Source organism: Enterobacter sp. 18A13, assembly GCF_007035975.1.
Lineage (GTDB): Bacteria > Pseudomonadota > Gammaproteobacteria > Enterobacterales > Enterobacteriaceae > Enterobacter > Enterobacter vonholyi.
The window spans coordinates 4,423,224-4,442,183 of the sequence record NZ_AP019634.1 but is presented as its reverse complement, the minus strand read 5'-3'; the positions used below and the strand labels follow the sequence as shown (position 1 = coordinate 4,442,183).

Annotated in this window: 19 protein-coding genes; 15 read left to right on the top strand and 4 right to left on the bottom strand. The window is 56.6% G+C overall.

From position 1 onward, the window contains the following. Nucleotides 1-50: 50 nt before the first annotated feature. Both recQ and rhtC read left to right on the top strand, forming a co-directional pair. Nucleotides 51-1,880: an ATP-dependent DNA helicase RecQ gene (recQ, locus tag FOY93_RS21470; RefSeq protein WP_047345452.1), complete on the top strand. Its 1,830-nt coding sequence runs from the start codon at nt 51-53 to the stop codon at nt 1,878-1,880. 61 nt (nt 1,881-1,941) lie between these two features. Next, entirely contained in the window at nt 1,942-2,562 is a 621-nt protein-coding gene (gene rhtC, locus FOY93_RS21465) for a threonine export protein RhtC (RefSeq protein ID WP_111963536.1), read from the top strand. Here the strand turns inward: rhtC and rhtB are convergent. After that, nucleotides 2,559-3,179 (bottom strand): homoserine/homoserine lactone efflux protein, encoded by a 621-nt coding sequence (rhtB, locus tag FOY93_RS21460; RefSeq protein WP_111963537.1) that lies wholly within the window; start codon nt 3,177-3,179, stop codon nt 2,559-2,561. The two genes, rhtC and rhtB, sit on opposite strands and share 4 nt — an antisense overlap. Before the next feature lie 110 nt (nt 3,180-3,289). On the opposite strand from rhtB, the gene pldB reads away from it, so the two are divergent. The 3 genes from pldB (at nt 3,290) to FOY93_RS21445 (ending at nt 6,096) form a co-directional block, all read left to right on the top strand. Continuing rightward, nucleotides 3,290-4,282 carry a lysophospholipase L2 gene (gene pldB, locus FOY93_RS21455; RefSeq protein WP_111963538.1) on the top strand — a complete coding sequence of 331 codons (993 nt, stop codon included), beginning with the start codon at nt 3,290-3,292 and terminating at the stop codon, nt 4,280-4,282. Nucleotides 4,283-4,313: 31 nt separating this feature from the next. Then, a complete protein-coding gene (yigL, locus tag FOY93_RS21450) occupies nt 4,314-5,114 on the top strand; it encodes a sugar/pyridoxal phosphate phosphatase YigL (RefSeq protein WP_029741831.1) in 801 nt (266 codons plus the stop codon). 82 nt (nt 5,115-5,196) lie between these two features. Further along, nucleotides 5,197-6,096, top strand: a complete 900-nt coding sequence (locus FOY93_RS21445; protein ID WP_133295315.1) for a carboxylate/amino acid/amine transporter — start codon at nt 5,197-5,199, stop codon at nt 6,094-6,096. On the opposite strand, the gene metR is transcribed toward FOY93_RS21445, so the two are convergent. Then, on the bottom strand, nt 5,984-6,937 hold the full coding sequence (metR, locus tag FOY93_RS21440) for an HTH-type transcriptional regulator MetR (RefSeq protein WP_045357166.1): 954 nt from the start codon (nt 6,935-6,937) through the stop codon (nt 5,984-5,986). The two genes, FOY93_RS21445 and metR, sit on opposite strands and share 113 nt — an antisense overlap. Nucleotides 6,938-7,052: 115 nt before the next feature. On the opposite strand from metR, the gene metE reads away from it, so the two are divergent. Continuing rightward, entirely contained in the window at nt 7,053-9,314 is a 2,262-nt protein-coding gene (gene metE / locus FOY93_RS21435; protein WP_143345647.1) for a 5-methyltetrahydropteroyltriglutamate--homocysteine S-methyltransferase, read from the top strand. 49 nt (nt 9,315-9,363) lie between these two features. On the opposite strand, the gene FOY93_RS21430 is transcribed toward metE, so the two are convergent. Then, a complete protein-coding gene (locus FOY93_RS21430; protein ID WP_115877022.1) occupies nt 9,364-10,170 on the bottom strand; it encodes a dienelactone hydrolase family protein in 807 nt (268 codons plus the stop codon). Between the two features lie 255 nt (nt 10,171-10,425). Between FOY93_RS21430 and udp the strand changes: the two genes are divergently transcribed. From udp to tatD, 9 genes are all read left to right on the top strand, one after another. Then, complete coding sequence (gene udp / locus FOY93_RS21425) at nt 10,426-11,187, top strand: uridine phosphorylase (protein WP_003860792.1); 762 nt, start codon at nt 10,426-10,428, stop codon at nt 11,185-11,187. A gap of 139 nt (nt 11,188-11,326) precedes the next feature. Next, complete coding sequence (gene rmuC, locus FOY93_RS21420; protein ID WP_136196055.1) at nt 11,327-12,784, top strand: DNA recombination protein RmuC; 1,458 nt, start codon at nt 11,327-11,329, stop codon at nt 12,782-12,784. Nucleotides 12,785-12,850: 66 nt separating this feature from the next. Continuing rightward, nucleotides 12,851-13,606: a bifunctional demethylmenaquinone methyltransferase/2-methoxy-6-polyprenyl-1,4-benzoquinol methylase UbiE gene (ubiE, locus tag FOY93_RS21415; protein ID WP_023309612.1), complete on the top strand. Its 756-nt coding sequence runs from the start codon at nt 12,851-12,853 to the stop codon at nt 13,604-13,606. A gap of 13 nt (nt 13,607-13,619) precedes the next feature. Next, nucleotides 13,620-14,225, top strand: coding sequence for a ubiquinone biosynthesis protein UbiJ (ubiJ, locus tag FOY93_RS21410; RefSeq protein WP_126304516.1), 606 nt, complete (start codon nt 13,620-13,622; stop codon nt 14,223-14,225). Next, nucleotides 14,222-15,862, top strand: coding sequence for a ubiquinone biosynthesis regulatory protein kinase UbiB (gene ubiB, locus FOY93_RS21405; protein WP_111963544.1), 1,641 nt, complete (start codon nt 14,222-14,224; stop codon nt 15,860-15,862). The genes ubiJ and ubiB overlap by 4 nt, the downstream gene beginning before the upstream one ends. 76 nt (nt 15,863-15,938) lie before the next feature. Continuing rightward, a complete protein-coding gene (gene tatA, locus FOY93_RS21400) occupies nt 15,939-16,193 on the top strand; it encodes a Sec-independent protein translocase subunit TatA (RefSeq protein WP_020882874.1) in 255 nt (84 codons plus the stop codon). A gap of 3 nt (nt 16,194-16,196) precedes the next feature. Continuing rightward, complete coding sequence (gene tatB / locus FOY93_RS21395) at nt 16,197-16,739, top strand: Sec-independent protein translocase protein TatB (RefSeq protein WP_143345646.1); 543 nt, start codon at nt 16,197-16,199, stop codon at nt 16,737-16,739. Nucleotides 16,740-16,741: 2 nt separating this feature from the next. After that, entirely contained in the window at nt 16,742-17,512 is a 771-nt protein-coding gene (gene tatC / locus FOY93_RS21390; protein ID WP_115877026.1) for a Sec-independent protein translocase subunit TatC, read from the top strand. A gap of 41 nt (nt 17,513-17,553) precedes the next feature. Beyond that, nucleotides 17,554-18,336: a 3'-5' ssDNA/RNA exonuclease TatD gene (gene tatD, locus FOY93_RS21385; protein ID WP_133295313.1), complete on the top strand. Its 783-nt coding sequence runs from the start codon at nt 17,554-17,556 to the stop codon at nt 18,334-18,336. On the opposite strand, the gene rfaH is transcribed toward tatD, so the two are convergent. Beyond that, a complete protein-coding gene (rfaH, locus tag FOY93_RS21380; RefSeq protein ID WP_111963548.1) occupies nt 18,333-18,824 on the bottom strand; it encodes a transcription/translation regulatory transformer protein RfaH in 492 nt (163 codons plus the stop codon). The two genes, tatD and rfaH, sit on opposite strands and share 4 nt — an antisense overlap. Nucleotides 18,825-18,960 lie beyond the last annotated feature (136 nt).

Here is an 18,960-nt window from a genome sequence, read left to right as displayed (position 1 = left end):
CTCAGGCGCTGAAAATAGCGCCTGTTTCATTTCAGGCATATGGGGTTAACGTGGCGCAGGCGGAAGTATTGAATCAGGAGTCGCTGGCTAAACAGGTTTTGCATGAAACCTTTGGCTACCAGCAGTTCCGCCCTGGCCAGGAAACCATCATTGAAACGGTGCTGGAAGGTCGTGATTGCCTGGTGGTGATGCCTACCGGTGGCGGCAAGTCCCTCTGTTATCAGGTGCCCGCGCTGGTGCTTAACGGCCTGACGGTCGTGGTATCCCCCCTCATTTCTCTGATGAAAGACCAGGTTGACCAGCTGCTCGCCAACGGCGTGGCGGCGGCCTGTCTCAACTCGACCCAAACCCGGGAGCAGCAGCAAGAGGTCATGGCCGGGTGCCGCACCGGGCAGATCCGCCTGCTGTATATCGCGCCGGAACGCCTGATGCTGGATAACTTCCTCGACCACCTGGCGCACTGGAACCCGGTCCTGCTGGCGGTGGATGAAGCGCACTGTATCTCCCAGTGGGGACACGATTTCCGCCCGGAATACGCCGCCCTCGGCCAGCTGCGTCAGCGCTTCCCCGAGCTGCCGTTTATGGCGCTTACCGCCACGGCGGATGACACCACGCGGCTGGATATCGTTCGCCTGCTCGGGCTGAACGACCCCTATATCCAGGTCAGCAGCTTCGATCGCCCAAACATCCGCTATATGCTGATGGAAAAGTTCAAGCCGCTGGATCAGCTCCTGCGCTACGTCCAGGAGCAGCGCGGCAAGTCCGGCATCATCTACTGCAACAGCCGTGCGAAGGTGGAAGACACCGCCGCGCGTCTGCAAAACCGCGGCTTTAGCGCCGCCGCCTATCACGCCGGATTAGAGAACCACATCCGCGCCGACGTGCAGGAAAAATTCCAGCGCGATGACCTGCAGATCGTGGTCGCGACGGTAGCGTTTGGGATGGGGATCAACAAGCCCAACGTGCGCTTTGTGGTGCATTTCGACATTCCGCGCAATATCGAATCCTACTATCAGGAAACCGGCCGCGCCGGGCGTGACGGCCTGCCTGCGGAAGCGATGCTGTTTTACGATCCGGCCGATATGGCGTGGCTGCGCCGCTGTCTGGAAGAGAAGCCGCAGGGACAGCTGCAGGATATCGAGCGCCACAAGCTCAACGCGATGGGCGCGTTTGCCGAAGCGCAAACCTGCCGTCGTCTGGTTCTGCTCAACTACTTTGGTGAAGGGCGCCAGGAGCCGTGCGGCAACTGCGATATCTGCCTCGACCCGCCGAAGCAGTACGATGGCCTGATGGACGCGCGTAAGGCGCTCTCGACCATTTACCGTGTGAATCAACGCTTCGGGATGGGCTACGTGGTGGAGGTGCTGCGCGGTGCCAATAACCAGCGTATCCGCGATATGGGCCACGACAAGCTGCCTGTCTACGGTATTGGCAAGGACCAGAGCCACGAACACTGGGTGAGTATTATTCGCCAGCTAATCCACCTCGGCTTCGCCACGCAGAACATTGCCCAGCACTCCGCCCTGCAGCTGACCGAAGCGGCGCGCCCGGTTCTGCGCGGTGACGTTGAGCTCAAGCTCGCCGTGCCGCGCGTCATCGCCCTGAAGCCACGCGTGATGCAGAAATCCTACGGCGGCAACTACGACCGCAAGCTGTTCGCCAAACTGCGCAAGCTGCGTAAGGCCATCGCCGACGAAGAAAACATCCCGCCTTACGTGGTGTTCAACGACGCGACGCTGATTGAGATGGCCGAGCAGATGCCGCTTAGCGCCAGCGAGATGCTCAGCGTCAACGGCGTGGGGACGCGCAAGCTGGAGCGCTTCGGTAAAGAGTTTATGGCGCTCATCCGCTCTCACGCCGACGGCGACGATGAAGAGTAGTCAGCCGGGCGAAAAAGTGCCAGGATGATGACTCACTAAATTATTTCCCCGCGAGCTAGTTATGTTAATGCTATTTCTCACCGTGGCATTAGTGCACATCGTTGCGCTGATGAGCCCCGGCCCGGACTTTTTCTTCGTGTCACAAACGGCCGTCAGCCGCTCCCGAAAAGAGGCGATGATGGGCGTGCTCGGTATCACCATGGGCGTTATGGTCTGGGCGGCCGTTGCGCTGCTCGGTCTGAACCTGATCCTGGCGAAGATGGCCTGGCTGCATAACATCATTATGGTCGGCGGCGGGCTGTACCTGTGCTGGATGGGCTACCAGATGCTGCGCGGGGCGCTGAAGAAAGAAGAGAAAAAACCGGAAGAGCCAAAGGTGGAGCTGGCAACGGGCGGTCGCAGCTTTGTAAAAGGGTTGCTGACTAATCTGGCGAACCCAAAAGCGATTATCTATTTCGGCTCCGTGTTCTCGCTGTTTGTCGGCGATAGCGTCGGTGCGGGCGCACGCTGGGGCATCTTCCTGCTGATCGTCGTTGAAACCTTTGCCTGGTTTACTATCGTGGCCAGCCTGTTCGCCTTACCGGCGATGCGCCGCGGCTACCAGCGTATCGCGAAGTGGATTGACGGCTGCGCCGGCGCGCTGTTCGCCGGCTTCGGCATTCATCTCATCATTTCTCGCTAAGCATGACGCGCTGACGCAAGCAGCGCGCCAACCAGCATAAACAGCGAGCCAAAGACTTTATTCAGGGCCTTCATCTGCTTAGGCCCTTTAATCCACGCTGCAATTCGCTGCGCCAGCGTCGCGTAACCAATCATCACGATGATATCGACGATAATGGTGGTCGCGCCCAGCACCACGTACTGCATCACCTGCGGCTGATGCGGAACGATAAACTGCGGGAACAGCGCGGCGAGGAAAACGATGCTCTTCGGGTTGGTCAGGTTGACGAACACCGCTCGCTTAAACAGATGACCGCGGTTTTGCGTCTGCGCGAGAGTATTCAGGTTGATGGAACCTGCCGCGCGCCACTGCTGGATGCCGAGCCAAATCAGATAGGCTGCCCCGGCCCATTTCAGCACTTCAAACGCCAGCACCGAGCGGGAGAAAAGTGTCCCCAGACCAATCCCAACCAGCACAATATGAATGCCCAGCCCGGCCTGCAGTCCGGCAATGGATGCCACCGCACCGCGGTAACCGTGGTTGATTGAGGTAGTCATGGTGTTAATAGCACCCGAACCCGGAGAAAGGCTGAGGATAATGGATGTCAGCAGGTAGGCGAACCACCACTCGAAGGTCATTTGAAACTCCCGAACCGTCTATTTTTATGCCACAATACGCTATTATTGAGTCATTTTGTGACCGGTGACGAAAAAAACGATATTCCCTGGATTACGTGAGTGGAAACCCAATGTTTCAGCAGAAAAAGGACTGGGAAACACGAGAAAACGCTTTTGCTGCTTTCTCTATGGGGCCGCTGACCGATTTCTGGCGGCAGCGTGAGGAAGATGAGTTTACGGGCGTCGGGGGCATCCCGGTGCGTTTCGTTCGTTTCCGAAATGAAAAAAATGACCGGGTGATAGTGGTCTGCCCTGGGCGTATTGAAAGCTACGTTAAATACGCTGAGCTGGCCTACGACCTGGTCCATATGGGGTTCGATGTACTGATCATCGACCATCGTGGGCAGGGGCTGTCCGGACGTATGCTTCCGGACACGCACCGTGGGCACGTCGATCGCTTCAGCGATTACGTCGACGATTTTGCCGCGTTCTGGCAGCAGGACGTTCAGCCCGGGCCTTGGCGCAAGCGGTATATCCTTGCGCACTCCATGGGCGGCGCCATTTCGACGCTGTTTTTGCAGCGTTATGAACACCAGTGCGATGCCATTGCGCTGACCGCGCCGATGTACGGTATCGTTATCCGTTTTCCTGACTGGATGGTGCGCCATCTTCTTGACTGGGCTGAGGGCCATCAGCGCATTCGTGAAGGTTACGCCATAGGTACAGGACGCTGGCGCGCGCTGCCGTTCGCCATCAACGTCTTAACCCACAGCCGGCAGCGTTATCGCCGCAACCTGCGCTTCTATGCCGATGAACCGCGCTTACGCGTCGGCGGCCCGACCTGGCACTGGGTGCGGGAGGGTATTATGGCCGGTGAGCAGGTGCTGGCGGGCGTAGGCGATGATGATACGCCGACGCTTCTGATTCAGGCGGAAGAAGAGCGTGTGGTGGATAACCGCATGCATGACCGCTATTGTGAACTGCGCGCTGCAGCCGGTCACCCTTGTGAAGGGGGTAAACCGCTGGTCATTAACGGCGCGTTCCATGAGATCCTTTTTGAAAAGGACGCTATGCGCTCAGTCGCGCTCAACGCCATTGTTGAATTTTTCAACAGGCATAATTGATTTTTGTTTTCCACCAGAGGTTGAAATCCCTATGTACCAGGTTGTTGCATCTGATTTAGATGGCACGCTGCTTTCCCCCGACCACACCCTGTCGCCTTACGCGAAAGAGACCTTAAAACTCCTGACTGCACGTGGTGTGAACTTTGTGTTCGCTACCGGCCGCCACCACGTCGACGTGGGGCAGATCCGCGATAATCTCGAGATCAAATCGTACATGATCACCTCCAACGGTGCGCGCGTGCATGATACCGACGGCAACCTGATCTTTACCCACAACCTGGATCGCGATATTGCCGCCGATCTGTTTGGCGTGGTGCATAACAACCCGGCTATCGTCACTAACGTTTACCGCGACGACGACTGGTTTATGAACCGCCACCGCCCGGATGAAATGCGTTTCTTCAAGGAAGCGGTATTCAACTACTCCCTTTACGAACCGGGCCTGCTGGAGCCGGAAGGGATCAGCAAGGTGTTCTTCACCTGCGACAGCCACGAAGAGCTGCTCCCGCTGGAACAGGCGATCAACGCTCGCTGGGGCGATCGCGTCAACGTAAGCTTCTCAACCCTGACCTGTCTTGAAGTGATGGCGGGTGGCGTCTCCAAAGGTCACGCGCTGGAAGCGGTTGCGAAACGCCTGGGCTTCGGGCTCAAAGACTGTATCGCCTTCGGTGACGGCATGAACGACGCCGAGATGCTTTCAATGGCAGGCAAGGGCTGCATCATGCAGAACGCGCACCAGCGTCTGAAGGATCTCCACCCTGAACTGGAAGTCATTGGTTCTAACGCTGACAACGCGGTACCGAAGTATCTGCGCAAGCTGTTCCTTGAATAATCTTCACTTGATTGTTTATTGCTCAGTTGTCAACTAAAGAGTTCGCTACAATGCCTCTCCTTCTTTCTGAGAGACAAGCATTGTGGCGCTACTCATTATCACCACTATCCTGTGGGCCTTCTCCTTTAGCCTGATTGGCGAATACCTTGCCGGTTCGGTCGACAGTTACTTCTCGGTGCTGATGCGTGTGGGGCTGGCGGCACTGGTGTTCCTGCCGTTTCTGCGCACGCGCGGACAGTCGCTGAAAACGATTGTGCTGTATATGCTGGTGGGGGCGATGCAGCTCGGCATCATGTATTTGTTCAGCTTCCGGGCTTACGTCTATCTGTCCGTCTCGGAATTCCTGCTCTTTACCGTGCTGACGCCGCTCTACATCACGCTGATTTACGATCTGCTGAGTAAACGCCGTCTGCGCTGGGGATACCTGCTGAGCGCGGCGCTGGCGGTGATTGGCGCGGCGATTATTCGCTACGACAAAGTAAGCGATCACTTCTGGACCGGGCTGATGTTCGTCCAGCTCGCCAACATCAGTTTCGCTATCGGCATGGTGGGCTACAAACGCCTGATGGAAACCCGTCCGATGCCGCAGCATAACGCGTTCGCATGGTTTTATATGGGCGCCGCGATTGTCGCGGTAGCGGCGTGGTTTATGCTCGGTAACCCGCAAAAGTTGCCGACTACGTCCGTGCAGTGGGGCGTGCTGATCTGGCTGGGCGTCGTGGCTTCCGGGTTGGGGTACTTCATGTGGAACTACGGCGCGACTCAGGTCGACGCCGGTACGCTGGGGATCATGAACAACGTGCATGTCCCGGCAGGGCTGCTGGTCAACCTCGCTATCTGGCAGCAACAGCCGCACTGGCCGAGCTTCCTTATTGGGGGAGCGGTGATCCTGGCTTCGCTGTGGGTCCATCGCCGATGGGTCGCTCCGCGCTCCGCACAAACGGAAGATGATCGCACGCGTGGTTCCGCGCTGAGCGAATAAACGCCTCCGTAATCGGCTGACGCTGCTCGCCATCGCGCACGGCAGCGTACAGCCGGCTCCACAGTCCTTCTCCCAGGGTTTTGGTCACCACCAGACCCTGGCGTTCAAAGCTCTCCACCACCCAGTGCGGCAGCGCCGCGATACCCATTCTGGCCGCCACCATCTGAATCAGCAGCAGGGTGTTATCCACGCTTTTTAGCTGCGGGCTAATGCCCGCGGGCTGCAGGAAGTGACGCCAGATATCCAGACGACTGCGCTGAACCGGGTAAATCAGCAGCGTTTCCGTCGCCAGGTCTTCCGGCGTGATGCGCGTTTTGGCCGCCAGCGGATGGTCCGGCGCCAGCACCAGGCGCACCTCATAATCAAACATCGGCGAATAGTGCAGGCCGCTGCGCGGCAGAATGTCAGAGGTCATGACCAGATCCAGCTCGCCCTGCTGCAGCGAAGGCTGCGGGTCGAACGTCACGCCGGATTTAAAGTCCATCTCCACCTGCGGCCACTTCTGGCGGAAGTTCTCAAGCGCGGGGGTCAGCCACTGAATACAGCTGTGGCACTCAATAGCGATACGCAGTTTGGTCTGCTGCGGTTCGTTACACGCCTGCAGCGCGCTCGCGATTTGCGGCAGAACCTGATTCGCCAGTTGAAGGAGAATTTCACCCTGCGGCGTAAAGCGTAGCGGCTGGCTTTTACGCACAAAAAGACGGAAGCCGAGGCGTTGTTCCAGATCGCTGAACTGGTGAGAAAGGGCGGACTGTGTCTGGTGCAGCGTGGCCGCAGCAGCCGCGAGCGAACCGCAGTTTCGCAACGCTTGTAGCGTTTTCAGGTGTTTAATCTCGATCATGAAAGTCCTTCACTTCGCCATGAACATTTTGCGCTTGAGGAATATACAGTACCTGCCAATTATAGAAGTGTAAACATCTGGACGTCTAAATAACGAATTTCACAAGGGGTACACCATGACAATCCGCAATCACACTCTCGGTTTCCCTCGCGTTGGCCTGCGTCGCGAGCTGAAAAAAGCGCAAGAAAGCTACTGGGCGGGTAACGCCACGCGTGAAGAGCTGCTGGCGGTGGGACGCGAGCTGCGCGCCCGCCACTGGGATCAGCAGAAGCAGGCGGGCATTGACCTGCTGCCGGTGGGCGATTTCGCCTGGTACGACCATGTTCTGACGACCAGCCTGCTGCTTGGCAACGTGCCGGCTCGTCATCAGAACAAAGATGGATCGGTAGATATCGATACCCTGTTCCGCATCGGCCGTGGCCGTGCGCCAACGGGTGAGCCAGCGGCAGCGGCGGAAATGACTAAGTGGTTTAACACTAACTATCACTATATGGTGCCGGAGTTCGTAAAAGGTCAGCAGTTTAAACTGACCTGGACGCAGCTTCTGGATGAAGTGGACGAAGCGCTGGCGCTGGGTCACCAGGTTAAACCCGTGCTGCTGGGGCCAGTGACCTATCTGTGGCTGGGGAAAGTCAAAGGCGAGCAGTTCGATCGTCTGAGCCTGCTGAAGGACATTCTGCCGGTCTACAAACAGGTGCTGATTGAGCTGGGCAAACGCGGCATTCAGTGGGTGCAAATCGACGAACCGGCGCTGGTGCTCGAGTTGCCTCAGGAATGGCTCGATGCCTTCAAACCGGCGTATGACGCGCTCACCGGGGAGGTGAAGCTGCTACTGACAACCTATTTCGAAGGCGTGACGCCGAACCTGAACACGATTACCGCGCTGCCGGTGCAGGGCCTGCACGTAGACCTTGTACACGGTAAAGATGATGTGACGGAGCTGCACAAGCGCCTGCCCGCAGACTGGCTGCTCTCCGCCGGTCTGGTGAATGGCCGTAACGTCTGGCGCGCCGATCTGACCGAGAAATACGCACAAATCAAAGACATCGTCGGTAAACGTGAGCTGTGGGTGGCCTCGTCCTGCTCGCTGCTGCACAGCCCGATCGACCTGAGCGTGGAAACCCGTCTCGACCCTGAAGTAAAGAGCTGGTTTGCCTTCGCGCTGCAAAAATGTGAAGAGCTGGCCCTGCTGCGTGACGCGCTGAACAGCGACGACACGGCGGCAATTACCGAATGGAGCGCCCCGATCCGGGCGCGCCGCCACTCCGCGCGCGTGCATAACCCGGCGGTGGAAAAACGTCTGGCGGCCATCACCGCCCAGGACAGCCAGCGCCAGAGCCCGTATGAGGTGCGCGCCGAAGCCCAGCGCGCCCGCTTCAATCTGCCTGCGTGGCCGACCACGACGATTGGTTCCTTCCCGCAGACCACCGAGATCCGCGGCCTGCGTCTGGACTTTAAAAAGGGCAATCTGGATGCGAATCACTACCGCACCGGGATCGCGGAACACATCAAGCAGGCGATTATCGAGCAGGAACGCCTTGGGCTGGACGTGCTGGTGCACGGTGAAGCAGAGCGTAATGACATGGTGGAATACTTTGGCGAGCACCTGGACGGCTTCGTCTTTACCCAGAACGGCTGGGTGCAGAGCTATGGCTCCCGATGCGTGAAGCCGCCGGTGGTCATCGGTGACGTCAGCCGTCCGGAAGCGATCACGGTTGAGTGGGCGAAGTACGCCCAGTCCCTGACCGACAAGCCGGTGAAAGGCATGCTCACCGGTCCTGTGACCATTCTTTGCTGGTCCTTCCCGCGTGAAGACGTGACCCGTGAAACCATCGCCAAACAGATCGCCCTGGCGCTGCGTGATGAGGTGGCGGATCTGGAAGCCGCAGGCATTGGCATTATTCAGATTGACGAACCGGCCCTGCGCGAAGGTCTGCCGCTGCGCCGCAGCGACTGGGACGCCTACCTGCAGTGGGGCGTGGAGGCGTTCCGCATCAACGCCGCGGTGGCGAAGGACGACACTCAGATCCACACCCACATGTGTTATTGCGAATTTAACGACATCATGGATTCAATTGCCGCGCTGGACGCCGACGTGATCACTATTGAGACCTCGCGTTCAGATATGGAGCTGCTGGAGTCGTTTGAAGAATTCGACTACCCGAACGAAATCGGGCCGGGCGTGTACGACATCCACTCCCCGAACGTGCCGAGCGTGGAGTGGATTGAAGCCCTGCTGAAAAAAGCGGCCCAGCGTATTCCGGCAGAGCGTCTTTGGGTAAACCCGGACTGCGGACTGAAAACCCGCGGCTGGCCTGAAACCCGCGCAGCGCTGGCGAACATGGTGAAGGCAGCGCAGAATTTGCGTCAGGCGTAGGGGTATTGGATGGCCCGGTAAGGCGTAACCGCCTCCGGGCTTATTGTTATTAGGCTTTCTTACCGCCGTACTGGCTAAACCACGCCAGCATTCTCTGCCAGCCATCTTTGGCTGATTCCGCGTGATAGCTCGGACGATAATCGGCGTTAAACGCATGCCCGGCATCCGGGTACACCACAATCTCCGCCTTCGCATTGGCCGCACGCAGCGCATGGCGCATGGTTTCTACCGAATCCAGCGAAATACCGGTGTCCTGACCGCCATAAAGCCCTAACACGGGGGCATTTAACTCGGTGGCGATATCGACGGGATGTTTAGGCGAATTCAGCGTTTTTTCACCCACCAGTTTGCCGTACCAGGCGACAGCAGCTTTGAGCTGCGGGTTATGCGCGGCATACAGCCAGCTAATGCGACCGCCCCAGCAGAAACCGGTGACCAGCAGACGATGCGGATCGCCGCCGTTGCGCGCCGCCCAGCTGGCGACATGATCGAGATCGGCCAGCACCTGCGCGTCCGGGACTTTGCTGACCAGGTTGCTGAGCAATGTTGGAATATCACTGTAGTCGTTCGGATCGCCCTGACGGAAGTAGAGCTCTGGCGCAACGGCCAGATACCCTTCCAGCGCCAGCCGGCGGCAGAGGTCGCGAATGTGTTCGTGAACACCAAATATCTCCTGAATCACAATCACGATGGGTAGCGGACCCTCTGCCGATTTTGGTCGGGCGTGATAAGCAGGCATATTCTCCCCCTGCGAGGGAATAGAGGTCTCGCCCGCGGTAATTGCCGCTTCTGGAGTCGACACGATGGTTGAAGCATGTGGGGCCGCAGCAGGTGCAAAACCGGTTTTTTCAGTCATGGCATTCTCCGTACCAATGAGTTAGCGCAAAGGTAAATATAGACACCAGGTTAACAACTCACAGTGCCTTAAACGGTCTATCTTTTGTGCAGCACCTGGCGATATAACTTGTTAATGTGATGTAAATCACTTTTTTATGGAAATTCAATGTAACCATTTTTATTCATGGTGAGGTTCGTCACGAAAATATGCTTACTGCTTCTGTAAAGTACCGTTTTACTTCTTCTGACTAACCGACCCACAGAGGAGTCACCTATGTCTAAGTCTGATGTTTTTCATCTCGGCCTCACTAAAAACGATTTACAAGGGGCTACGCTCGCCATCGTCCCTGGCGATCCGGAGCGTGTGGAAAAGATCGCCGCGCTGATGGATAAGCCGGTCAAGCTGGCTGCCCATCGTGAGTTCACCACCTGGCGCGCAGAGCTGGATGGCAAAGCGGTGATCGTGTGCTCTACCGGTATCGGTGGTCCGTCTACGTCTATTGCTGTTGAAGAGCTGGCGCAGCTGGGCATCCGCACTTTCCTGCGTATCGGTACGACCGGCGCTATTCAGCCGCATATCAACGTCGGCGACGTTCTGGTCACGACCGCGTCCGTCCGTTTGGACGGCGCAAGCCTGCATTTTGCACCAATGGAATTCCCGGCAGTGGCTGATTTCGAATGTACCACCGCGCTGGTTGAAGCTGCGAAATCCGTAGGCGCAACCACTCACGTGGGCGTAACCGCGTCTTCCGACACCTTCTACCCGGGCCAGGAGCGTTACGATACCTTCTCAGGCCGCGTGGTTAGCCGTTTCAAAGGCTCAATGGAAGAGTGGCAGTCCATGGGTGTGATGAACTACGAAATGGAATCCGCAACGCTGCTGACCATGTGTGCAAGCCAGGGTCTGCGTGCCGGTATGGTGGCGGGCGTTATCGTCAACCGTACCCAGCAGGAGATCCCGAACGCCGAAACCATGAAGCAGACCGAAAGTCATGCAGTGAAAATCGTGGTGGAAGCAGCGCGTCGCCTGATCTAGTCCTCTCTTCTTAAATCAAAGGCCGACACGTTCGGCCTTTATTTTTTGCGTAGCGCCTCGCAGGAAAACCCTTTCAAACTGGACGTTTATACAGCACAATTCTATTTTGTGCGGGTAATACGTTGATGCAGGGGGCATTGTGGATATCTCAATCCTGATTTACGCGGTGATTGCGTTGGTGAGCTTAGGGATTGGCTGGCTGATTTCCAGCTACCAGCATGCGCAGCAGAAGGCCGACCAGCTGGCTGAGCGAGAAGAGATGGTCGCAGATTTAAGCGCTATAAAACAGCAGCTTGCGCTGAGCGAACACTGGCGCGATGAGTGTGAGTTGCTCAACAACGAGCTGCGCAACCTGCGTGATATCAACACGTCACTGGAGGCCGATCTCCGCGAAGTGACCACACGCCTTGAATCCACCCAACTGCATGCGGAAGACAAAATCCGCCAGATGATCAACAGCGAGCAGCGTCTCAGCGAACAGTTTGAGAATCTCGCGAACCGCATTTTTGAGCACAGCAACCGCCGCGTTGACGAACAAAACCGCCAGAGCCTGAACAGTCTGCTGACGCCCCTGCGTGAACAGCTGGACGGCTTCCGCCGTCAGGTACAGGACAGCTTTGGTCAGGAAGCCCGCGAGCGGCATACCCTGGCGCATGAAATTCGCAATCTCCAGCAGCTGAATGCCCAGATGGCGCAGGAGGCGGTCAACCTCACCCGTGCGCTGAAAGGGGATAACAAAACCCAGGGCAACTGGGGAGAAGTGGTGCTGACCCGCGTCCTGGAAGCTTCAGGCCTTCGGGAAGGGTACGAATACGAAACGCAGGTGAGTATCGAAAACGATGCCCGCTCGCGCATGCAGCCGGATGTGATCGTGCGGCTGCCGCAGGGCAAAGATGTGGTGATTGACGCCAAGATGACGCTGGTAGCGTATGAGCGTTACTTCAACGCGGAGGATGACTACACCCGCGAATCGGCGCTTCAGGAGCACATTGCCTCGGTGCGTAATCACATTCGCCTGCTCGGCAGAAAAGACTACCAGCAGCTGCCGGGTCTGCGCTCGCTGGACTATGTCCTGATGTTTATTCCGGTAGAGCCCGCATTTCTGCTGGCACTCGACAGACAGCCTGAGCTTATAACCGAAGCGCTCAAAAATAATATTATGTTGGTCAGCCCCACCACGCTGCTGGTGGCGTTACGCACCATTGCGAACCTGTGGCGCTATGAGCACCAGAGTCGCAACGCGCAGCAGATTGCCGATCGTGCCAGCAAGCTGTACGACAAAATGCGCCTCTTTGTGGACGACATGTCTTCAGTCGGGCAAAGCCTGGATCGTGCGCAGGATAACTATCGCCAGGCGATGAAAAAACTCGCCTCCGGACGTGGCAATCTGCTGGCGCAGGCTGAATCATTCCGCAGCCTGGGGGTAGAAGTTAAACGCGAGATTAATCCGGAATTGGTCGAGCAGGCCACCGCCCAGGACGACGAGTTTCGCCTGCGAGAAGGGGCGAACGAACAAAAGACAAACAGTGAAGACAACACGTTAGCGGCGGATTCATCACCAGACGAGATTCCAGCGCGTTTTTTTCGCGGTGGTTGAAACGTAGGGCAAACGCGCCCAATCTGATACACTTCACGAACATTTTACTGATAAGCAGGCTCTAAGATGGCTGACGATTCACAAGACACAACGCACTTTGGCTTTCAGACTGTCGCCAAAGCGCAGAAAGCTGACATGGTGGCCCACGTATTTCATTCCGTGGCGGCGAAGTACGATGTGATGAATGACCTGATGTCGTTCGGCATTCATCGCTTGTGGAAGCGCTTCACCATTGACTGTAGCGGCGTGCGTCGCGGACAAACGGTGCTGGATTTAGCTGGCGGTACGGGCGATTTAACCGCGAAATTCTCTCGTCTGGTGGGTGAAACCGGCCGCGTTGTTCTCGCCGATATTAATGACTCCATGCTGAAAATGGGACGCGAAAAGCTGCGTAACATCGGCGTGGTGGGGAATGTGGAATATGTGCAGGCAAACGCCGAAGCGCTGCCGTTCCCGGACAATACCTTTGACTGCATCACTATCTCCTTCGGTCTGCGTAACGTGACCGATAAAGAAAAAGCGCTGCGCTCCATGTACCGCGTGCTGAAGCCGGGTGGACGCCTGCTGGTGCTTGAATTCTCCAAACCGATTATTGAGCCGCTGAGCAAAGCTTACGACGCCTATTCCTTCCACGTGCTGCCGCGCATCGGTGAGCTGGTGGCTAACGACGCTGAAAGCTACCGCTATCTGGCGGAATCTATCCGTATGCACCCGGATCAGGACACATTAAAAGCCATGATGCAGGATGCAGAATTTGAGAACGTTGAATATTTCAACCTGACGGCGGGTGTCGTCGCGCTGCATCGCGGTTACAAGTTCTGAGTGGAGGTGTCCCGTGCCCTTTAAGCCCTTAGTCACCGCAGGTATCGAAAACGTACTGAATGCCTTTCTCTATCGTGCTCCGGCGCTGAAAGCAGCGCGTCAGCGGCTAAACGGGAAGATATTACGTATTGTTTTAAAAGAGTTCTCGACGCCGCTTGTGCTGGTATTCAGCGAACGCCAGCTTGACGTTCTGGGGGCGTGGGAAGGTGAAGCTGACTGCTCGGTCATCACGCACATGAGCGTGCTGCCAAAACTGCGCGATCGCCAGCAATTAACGGCGCTTATCCGCAGCGGTGAGCTGGAGGTGGAAGGCGATATTCAGGTCGTGCAGAACTTCGTTGCTCTCACCGATCTGGCGGAGTTCGATCCGGCAGAGCTGCTCGCGCCTTTTATCGGCGACATTGCTGCCGAAGGCATCGGGAAAGCCCTTCATGGTGGCGCCTCCTTTGCGCGTAAAAGCCTCCAGCGCCAACAACGCTATGTGGCGGAAGTGATGACTGAGGAGTGGCGAATGGCGCCCGGGCCACTGGAAGTTGCATGGTTTGCGGAAGAGACCGCTGCTGTTGAACGCGCGGTTGATGCGTTTACCAAACGGCTGGAAAAACTGGAGGGCAAATGACGCCTGGTGAAATTCGGCGCCTCTATTTTATTATTCGCACCTTTTTGAGCTACGGGCTCGACGAGCTTATTCCCAAAATGCGCATCACGCTGCCGCTTCGCATCTGGCGGCGGATGCTGTTCTGGATGCCCAATCGCCACAAAGGTCAACCGCTGGGTGAGCGTCTGCGCCTGGCGCTGCAGGAACTCGGTCCGGTATGGATTAAATTCGGGCAGATGCTCTCGACCCGCCGCGACCTCTTCCCGCCTCTCATTGCCGATGAGCTCGCAATGCTTCAGGACCGCGTCGCACCCTTTGACGGCGCGCGCGCGAAAAAGCAAATTGAAGAGGCGATGGGAAATGTACCCGTCGAAACCTGGTTTGACGATTTCGATATTCAGCCGCTGGCGTCGGCCTCTATCGCGCAGGTGCACACCGCGCGTTTGAAAGAAAACGGCAAAGAAGTCGTTATCAAAGTTATTCGTCCGGACATCCTGCCAGTCATCAAAGCGGACATGAAGCTGATTTATCGTCTGGCGCGCTGGGTGCCACGCTTGCTGCCGGACGGGCGCCGCCTTCGTCCACTGGAAGTGGTGCGGGAATATGAAAAAACGCTGATTGATGAGCTTAACCTGCTGCGCGAATCGGCAAACGCCATTCAGCTGCGCCGCAACTTTGAAAACAGCCCGATGCTCTATGTACCTGAAGTCTATTCTGACTACTGCAGCCAGAACATGATGGTGATGGAGCGTATCTACGGTATTCCGGTTTCGGATGTCGTAGCCCTGGAGAAGCAGGGAACAAACATGAAGCTCCTGGCCGAACGTGGCGTACAGGTCTTCTTTACCCAGGTATTCCGCGACAGCTTTTTCCATGCGGACATGCATCCGGGCAATATCTTTGTAAGCTACGAACACCCTGAGGACCCGAAATATATCGGTATCGACTGCGGGATTGTGGGGTCGCTGAACAAAGAGGATAAGCGGTATCTGGCTGAGAACTTCATCGCGTTCTTCAACCGCGACTACCGTAAGGTGGCCGAGCTGCACGTCGATTCCGGCTGGGTGCCGCCGGACACTAACGTCGAAGAGTTCGAGTTTGCGATCCGAACCGTTTGTGAACCGATTTTTGAAAAACCACTGGCGGAAATCTCCTTTGGGCACGTACTGTTGAACCTGTTCAACACGGCTCGCCGGTTTAATATGGAAGTTCAGCCACAGCTAGTTTTACTCCAGAAAACATTACTTTACGTTGAGGGTGTAGGCCGACAGCTCTATCCTCAGTTAGACTTGTGGAAGACTGCGAAACCTTTCCTTGAATCCTGGATTAAGGATCAGGTTGGCATTCCGGCGCTGGTGCGCTCGCTGAAAGAGAAGGGCCCGTTCTGGATAGAAAAAATGCCTGAAATTCCCGAACTGGTTTATGACAGTTTGCGTCAGAGCAAGAACCTTCAGCACAGCATGGATAAAATCGCCCGCGAGCTTCAGTCCAGCCGTGTTCGCCAGGGACAGTCCCGCTATCTCTTTGGGATTGGCGCAACGCTGCTGCTGAGCGGTACGCTGCTGCTGATCAACCGTCCGGACTGGCAGATGATGCCAGCCTGGCTGATGGCTGGCGGGGTGGTAGTCTGGCTTGCCGGATGGCGAAAAACGCGCTGAGTTTGCGTCGCCATCGATGGGTCGCATACGTATAATGCGACCTGACTCATTAATCATCTATCCCTGAGGAACATGTATGGGTGGTATCAGTATCTGGCAATTGTTGATCATTGCCGTCATCGTCGTGCTGCTGTTTGGCACCAAAAAGCTCGGTTCTATTGGTTCCGATCTGGGCGCGTCTATCAAAGGCTTTAAGAAAGCGATGAGCGATGATGAGAGCAAGCAGGATAAAACCAGCCAGGACGCTGACTTTACTGCTAAATCCATCTCCGACAAGCAAGAAGAAGCCAAAAAGGAAGACGCCAAACGCCACGATAAAGAGCAGGTATAAGTCGTGTTTGACATTGGTTTTGGTGAGCTGCTGCTGGTCTTTGTGATTGGCCTGATCGTGCTGGGGCCGCAGCGTCTGCCGGTGGCGGTGAAAACCGTTGCGGGCTGGGTGCGTGCGCTGAGATCGCTGGCATCGACCGTTCAGAATGAGCTGGCGCAGGAGCTTAAGCTGCAGGAATTTCAGGAAAGCCTCAAAAAGGTCGAGAAGGCGAGCATGGATAATCTGACGCCGGAACTGAAAGCCTCAATGGATGAACTGCGTGAAGCGGCGGAATCCATGAAGCGCTCTTACAGCGTCAACGATCCTGAAAAAGCGAGCGATGAAGCGAACACTATCCATAACCCGGTGGTGAAGGGCAGCGAGGAGCAGCGCGAGGGCGTAACGCCTGCCAGCGCTGAACATCAGGCTGCTGCGCCAGAACAGACGCCGCAGGAAACCGAAGTGAAAAAACAGGCGCAGCCGGAAGAACCGGTAACTAAAACGGCGGAAGTAAAGCCCGCTGCGTCCGTTTCCGAATCATCCCCCTCGTCGAGTGATAAAGCGTAAACATGGCAGTAGATGATACTCAACCGCTGATTACGCACCTCATAGAGCTGCGTAAGCGCCTGTTAAACTGCATTATTGCAGTTTTCGTTATTTTTCTATGCCTGGTTTATTTCGCCAACGATATCTACCAGGTTGTCTCTGCACCATTAATTAAGCAGATGCCGCTGGGCGCAACGATGATTGCGACGGATGTGGCTTCTCCGTTCTTTACCCCCATCAAGCTGACCTTCTGGGTGTCGTTGATAGCCTCTGCGCCCGTCATTCTTTACCAGGTATGGGCGTTTGTGGCGCCCGCGCTGTATAAACACGAACGCAAGCTGGTTATCCCGCTGCTGGTGTCCAGCTCGCTGCTGTTCTATATCGGCATGGCGTTTGCTTATTTCGTTGTCTTCCCGCTGGCCTTCGGCTTCCTGACGCATACCGCGCCGGAAGGGGTCCAGGTGTCGACGGATATTGCCAGCTACCTCAGCTTTGTGATGGCGCTGTTTATGGCGTTTGGCGTGGCATTCGAAGTGCCGGTGGCCATTGTACTGCTTTGCTGGGTAGGGGTTACGACTCCGGATGACCTGCGTAAGAAGCGTCCGTATATTCTGGTGGGCGCCTTCGTGGTCGGCATGCTGCTAACGCCGCCGGATGTGTTCTCGCAGACGCTGCTGGCCATACCGATGTACTGTCTGTTTGAGGTCGGCGTTTTCTTCTCGCGTTTCTACGTGGGTAAAGGACGTCGAGCGGATGACGAAGACGATACGTCCGACAAGACCACTGAAGAGTAAAACCAGCCGCCCGTGAGGGCGGTTGTTATATGGGGATTTGCATGTTTGATATCGGACTCAACCTGACCAGCTCGCAGTTTGCGAAAGATCGTGATGAGGTGGTTGCGCGTGCGTTTGCCGCCGGGGTGAAAGGGCTGCTGCTGACGGGCACCAACCTGCATGAGAGCGAGCAGGCGCAGCAGCTGGCGCAACGATACGATCGCTGTTGGTCTACTGCTGGCGTGCATCCTCACGACAGCAGCCAGTGGACCGCGGAAAGTGGCGACACCCTACGCAGGCTGGCAAAGACACCAGAAGTGGTGGCGATTGGCGAGTGCGGCCTCGATTTCAACCGTAACTTTTCCACGCCTGAAGAGCAGGAAAAGGCATTCACTGCCCAGCTTGCGCTAGCGGCAGAGCTTGAAATGCCCGTATTTATGCACTGCCGCGACGCGCATGAGCGTTTTCTGACTCTGCTTGAACCGTGGCTCGAGAAACTGCCCGGCGCGGTGCTGCACTGCTTCACCGGCTCACGGCAGGAGGCGCTGGAATGCCTGGAGCGTGGGCTTTATCTGGGGATTACCGGCTGGGTTTGCGATGAGCGCCGCGGGCTTGAGCTTCGGGAGCTGTTGCCAGCGATCCCGGCTGACCGGTTGCTCCTTGAAACGGACGCACCTTATCTCCTGCCGCGCGATATGAAACCCAAACCGGCATCGCGACGAAATGAGCCCGCTTATCTGGGGCACATTATTGAGAGCGTCGCGAAGCGGCGCGGAGACGATCCGCACTGGCTTTCGGCACAGACGGATGACAACGTGCGTAAGCTGTTCGGGATAAATGTTTAAAGTTTACGGAAGTCGGTGTTTTTAACGCTCTGCAGCACCTGCTTGTTCAGCAGATTAAGCAACAGCATAGAGCGCGCTTCCCCGTCCGGCTCGGCAAAAATCGCCTGCAGGCCTTCGAAAGCCCCTTCGGTAATCACGACGCTATCGCCCGTATAGGGTGTTTCCGGGTCGGTGAGACCTTCGGGCTGTTGATAAATCGACAGCTGATGAATAACCGTCGACGGAACCGTTGCCGGGTGGGCACCAAAACGAACGAAGTGGCTGACGCCGCGCGTTGCGCTGATGGTTGTGGTGTGGATGACTTCCGGGTCGAACTCCACGAAGAGGTAGTTCGGGAACAACGGCTCGCTGACGGTTGTGCGCTTCCCGCGCTGCATTTTTTCAAGCGTGATCACGGGCGTCAGGCAATTTACAGACTGACGTTCAAGATGTTCCTGCGCGCGCTGAAGTTGCCCGCGTTTGCAATACAGTAAATACCAGGCCTGCATAATCACTCTTTCCCTTAGTTCGGGGCGCAAGCATATCAAAACCCTGGCGGGATCGCTAAGTTGATTATAATGGGGGAAAATGGAACAGAACGCATAAGTTCACGCTTATTTAACAAAATTACAGCATCAAGCAGGC

Coding starts and splice junctions, on each gene's coding strand:
- rhtC (WP_111963536.1), top strand. CDS start 1,942: ATGTTAATGCTATTTCTCACCGTGGCATTAGTGCACATCGTTGCGCTG.
- rhtB (WP_111963537.1), bottom strand. CDS start 3,179: ATGACCTTCGAGTGGTGGTTCGCCTACCTGCTGACATCCATTATCCTC.
- pldB (WP_111963538.1), top strand. CDS start 3,290: ATGTTTCAGCAGAAAAAGGACTGGGAAACACGAGAAAACGCTTTTGCT.
- yigL (WP_029741831.1), top strand. CDS start 4,314: ATGTACCAGGTTGTTGCATCTGATTTAGATGGCACGCTGCTTTCCCCC.
- metR (WP_045357166.1), bottom strand. CDS start 6,937: ATGATCGAGATTAAACACCTGAAAACGCTACAAGCGTTGCGAAACTGC.
- metE (WP_143345647.1), top strand. CDS start 7,053: ATGACAATCCGCAATCACACTCTCGGTTTCCCTCGCGTTGGCCTGCGT.
- FOY93_RS21430 (WP_115877022.1), bottom strand. CDS start 10,170: ATGACTGAAAAAACCGGTTTTGCACCTGCTGCGGCCCCACATGCTTCA.
- udp (WP_003860792.1), top strand. CDS start 10,426: ATGTCTAAGTCTGATGTTTTTCATCTCGGCCTCACTAAAAACGATTTA.
- ubiE (WP_023309612.1), top strand. CDS start 12,851: ATGGCTGACGATTCACAAGACACAACGCACTTTGGCTTTCAGACTGTC.
- ubiB (WP_111963544.1), top strand. CDS start 14,222: ATGACGCCTGGTGAAATTCGGCGCCTCTATTTTATTATTCGCACCTTT.
- tatA (WP_020882874.1), top strand. CDS start 15,939: ATGGGTGGTATCAGTATCTGGCAATTGTTGATCATTGCCGTCATCGTC.
- tatC (WP_115877026.1), top strand. CDS start 16,742: ATGGCAGTAGATGATACTCAACCGCTGATTACGCACCTCATAGAGCTG.
- tatD (WP_133295313.1), top strand. CDS start 17,554: ATGTTTGATATCGGACTCAACCTGACCAGCTCGCAGTTTGCGAAAGAT.
- rfaH (WP_111963548.1), bottom strand. CDS start 18,824: ATGCAGGCCTGGTATTTACTGTATTGCAAACGCGGGCAACTTCAGCGC.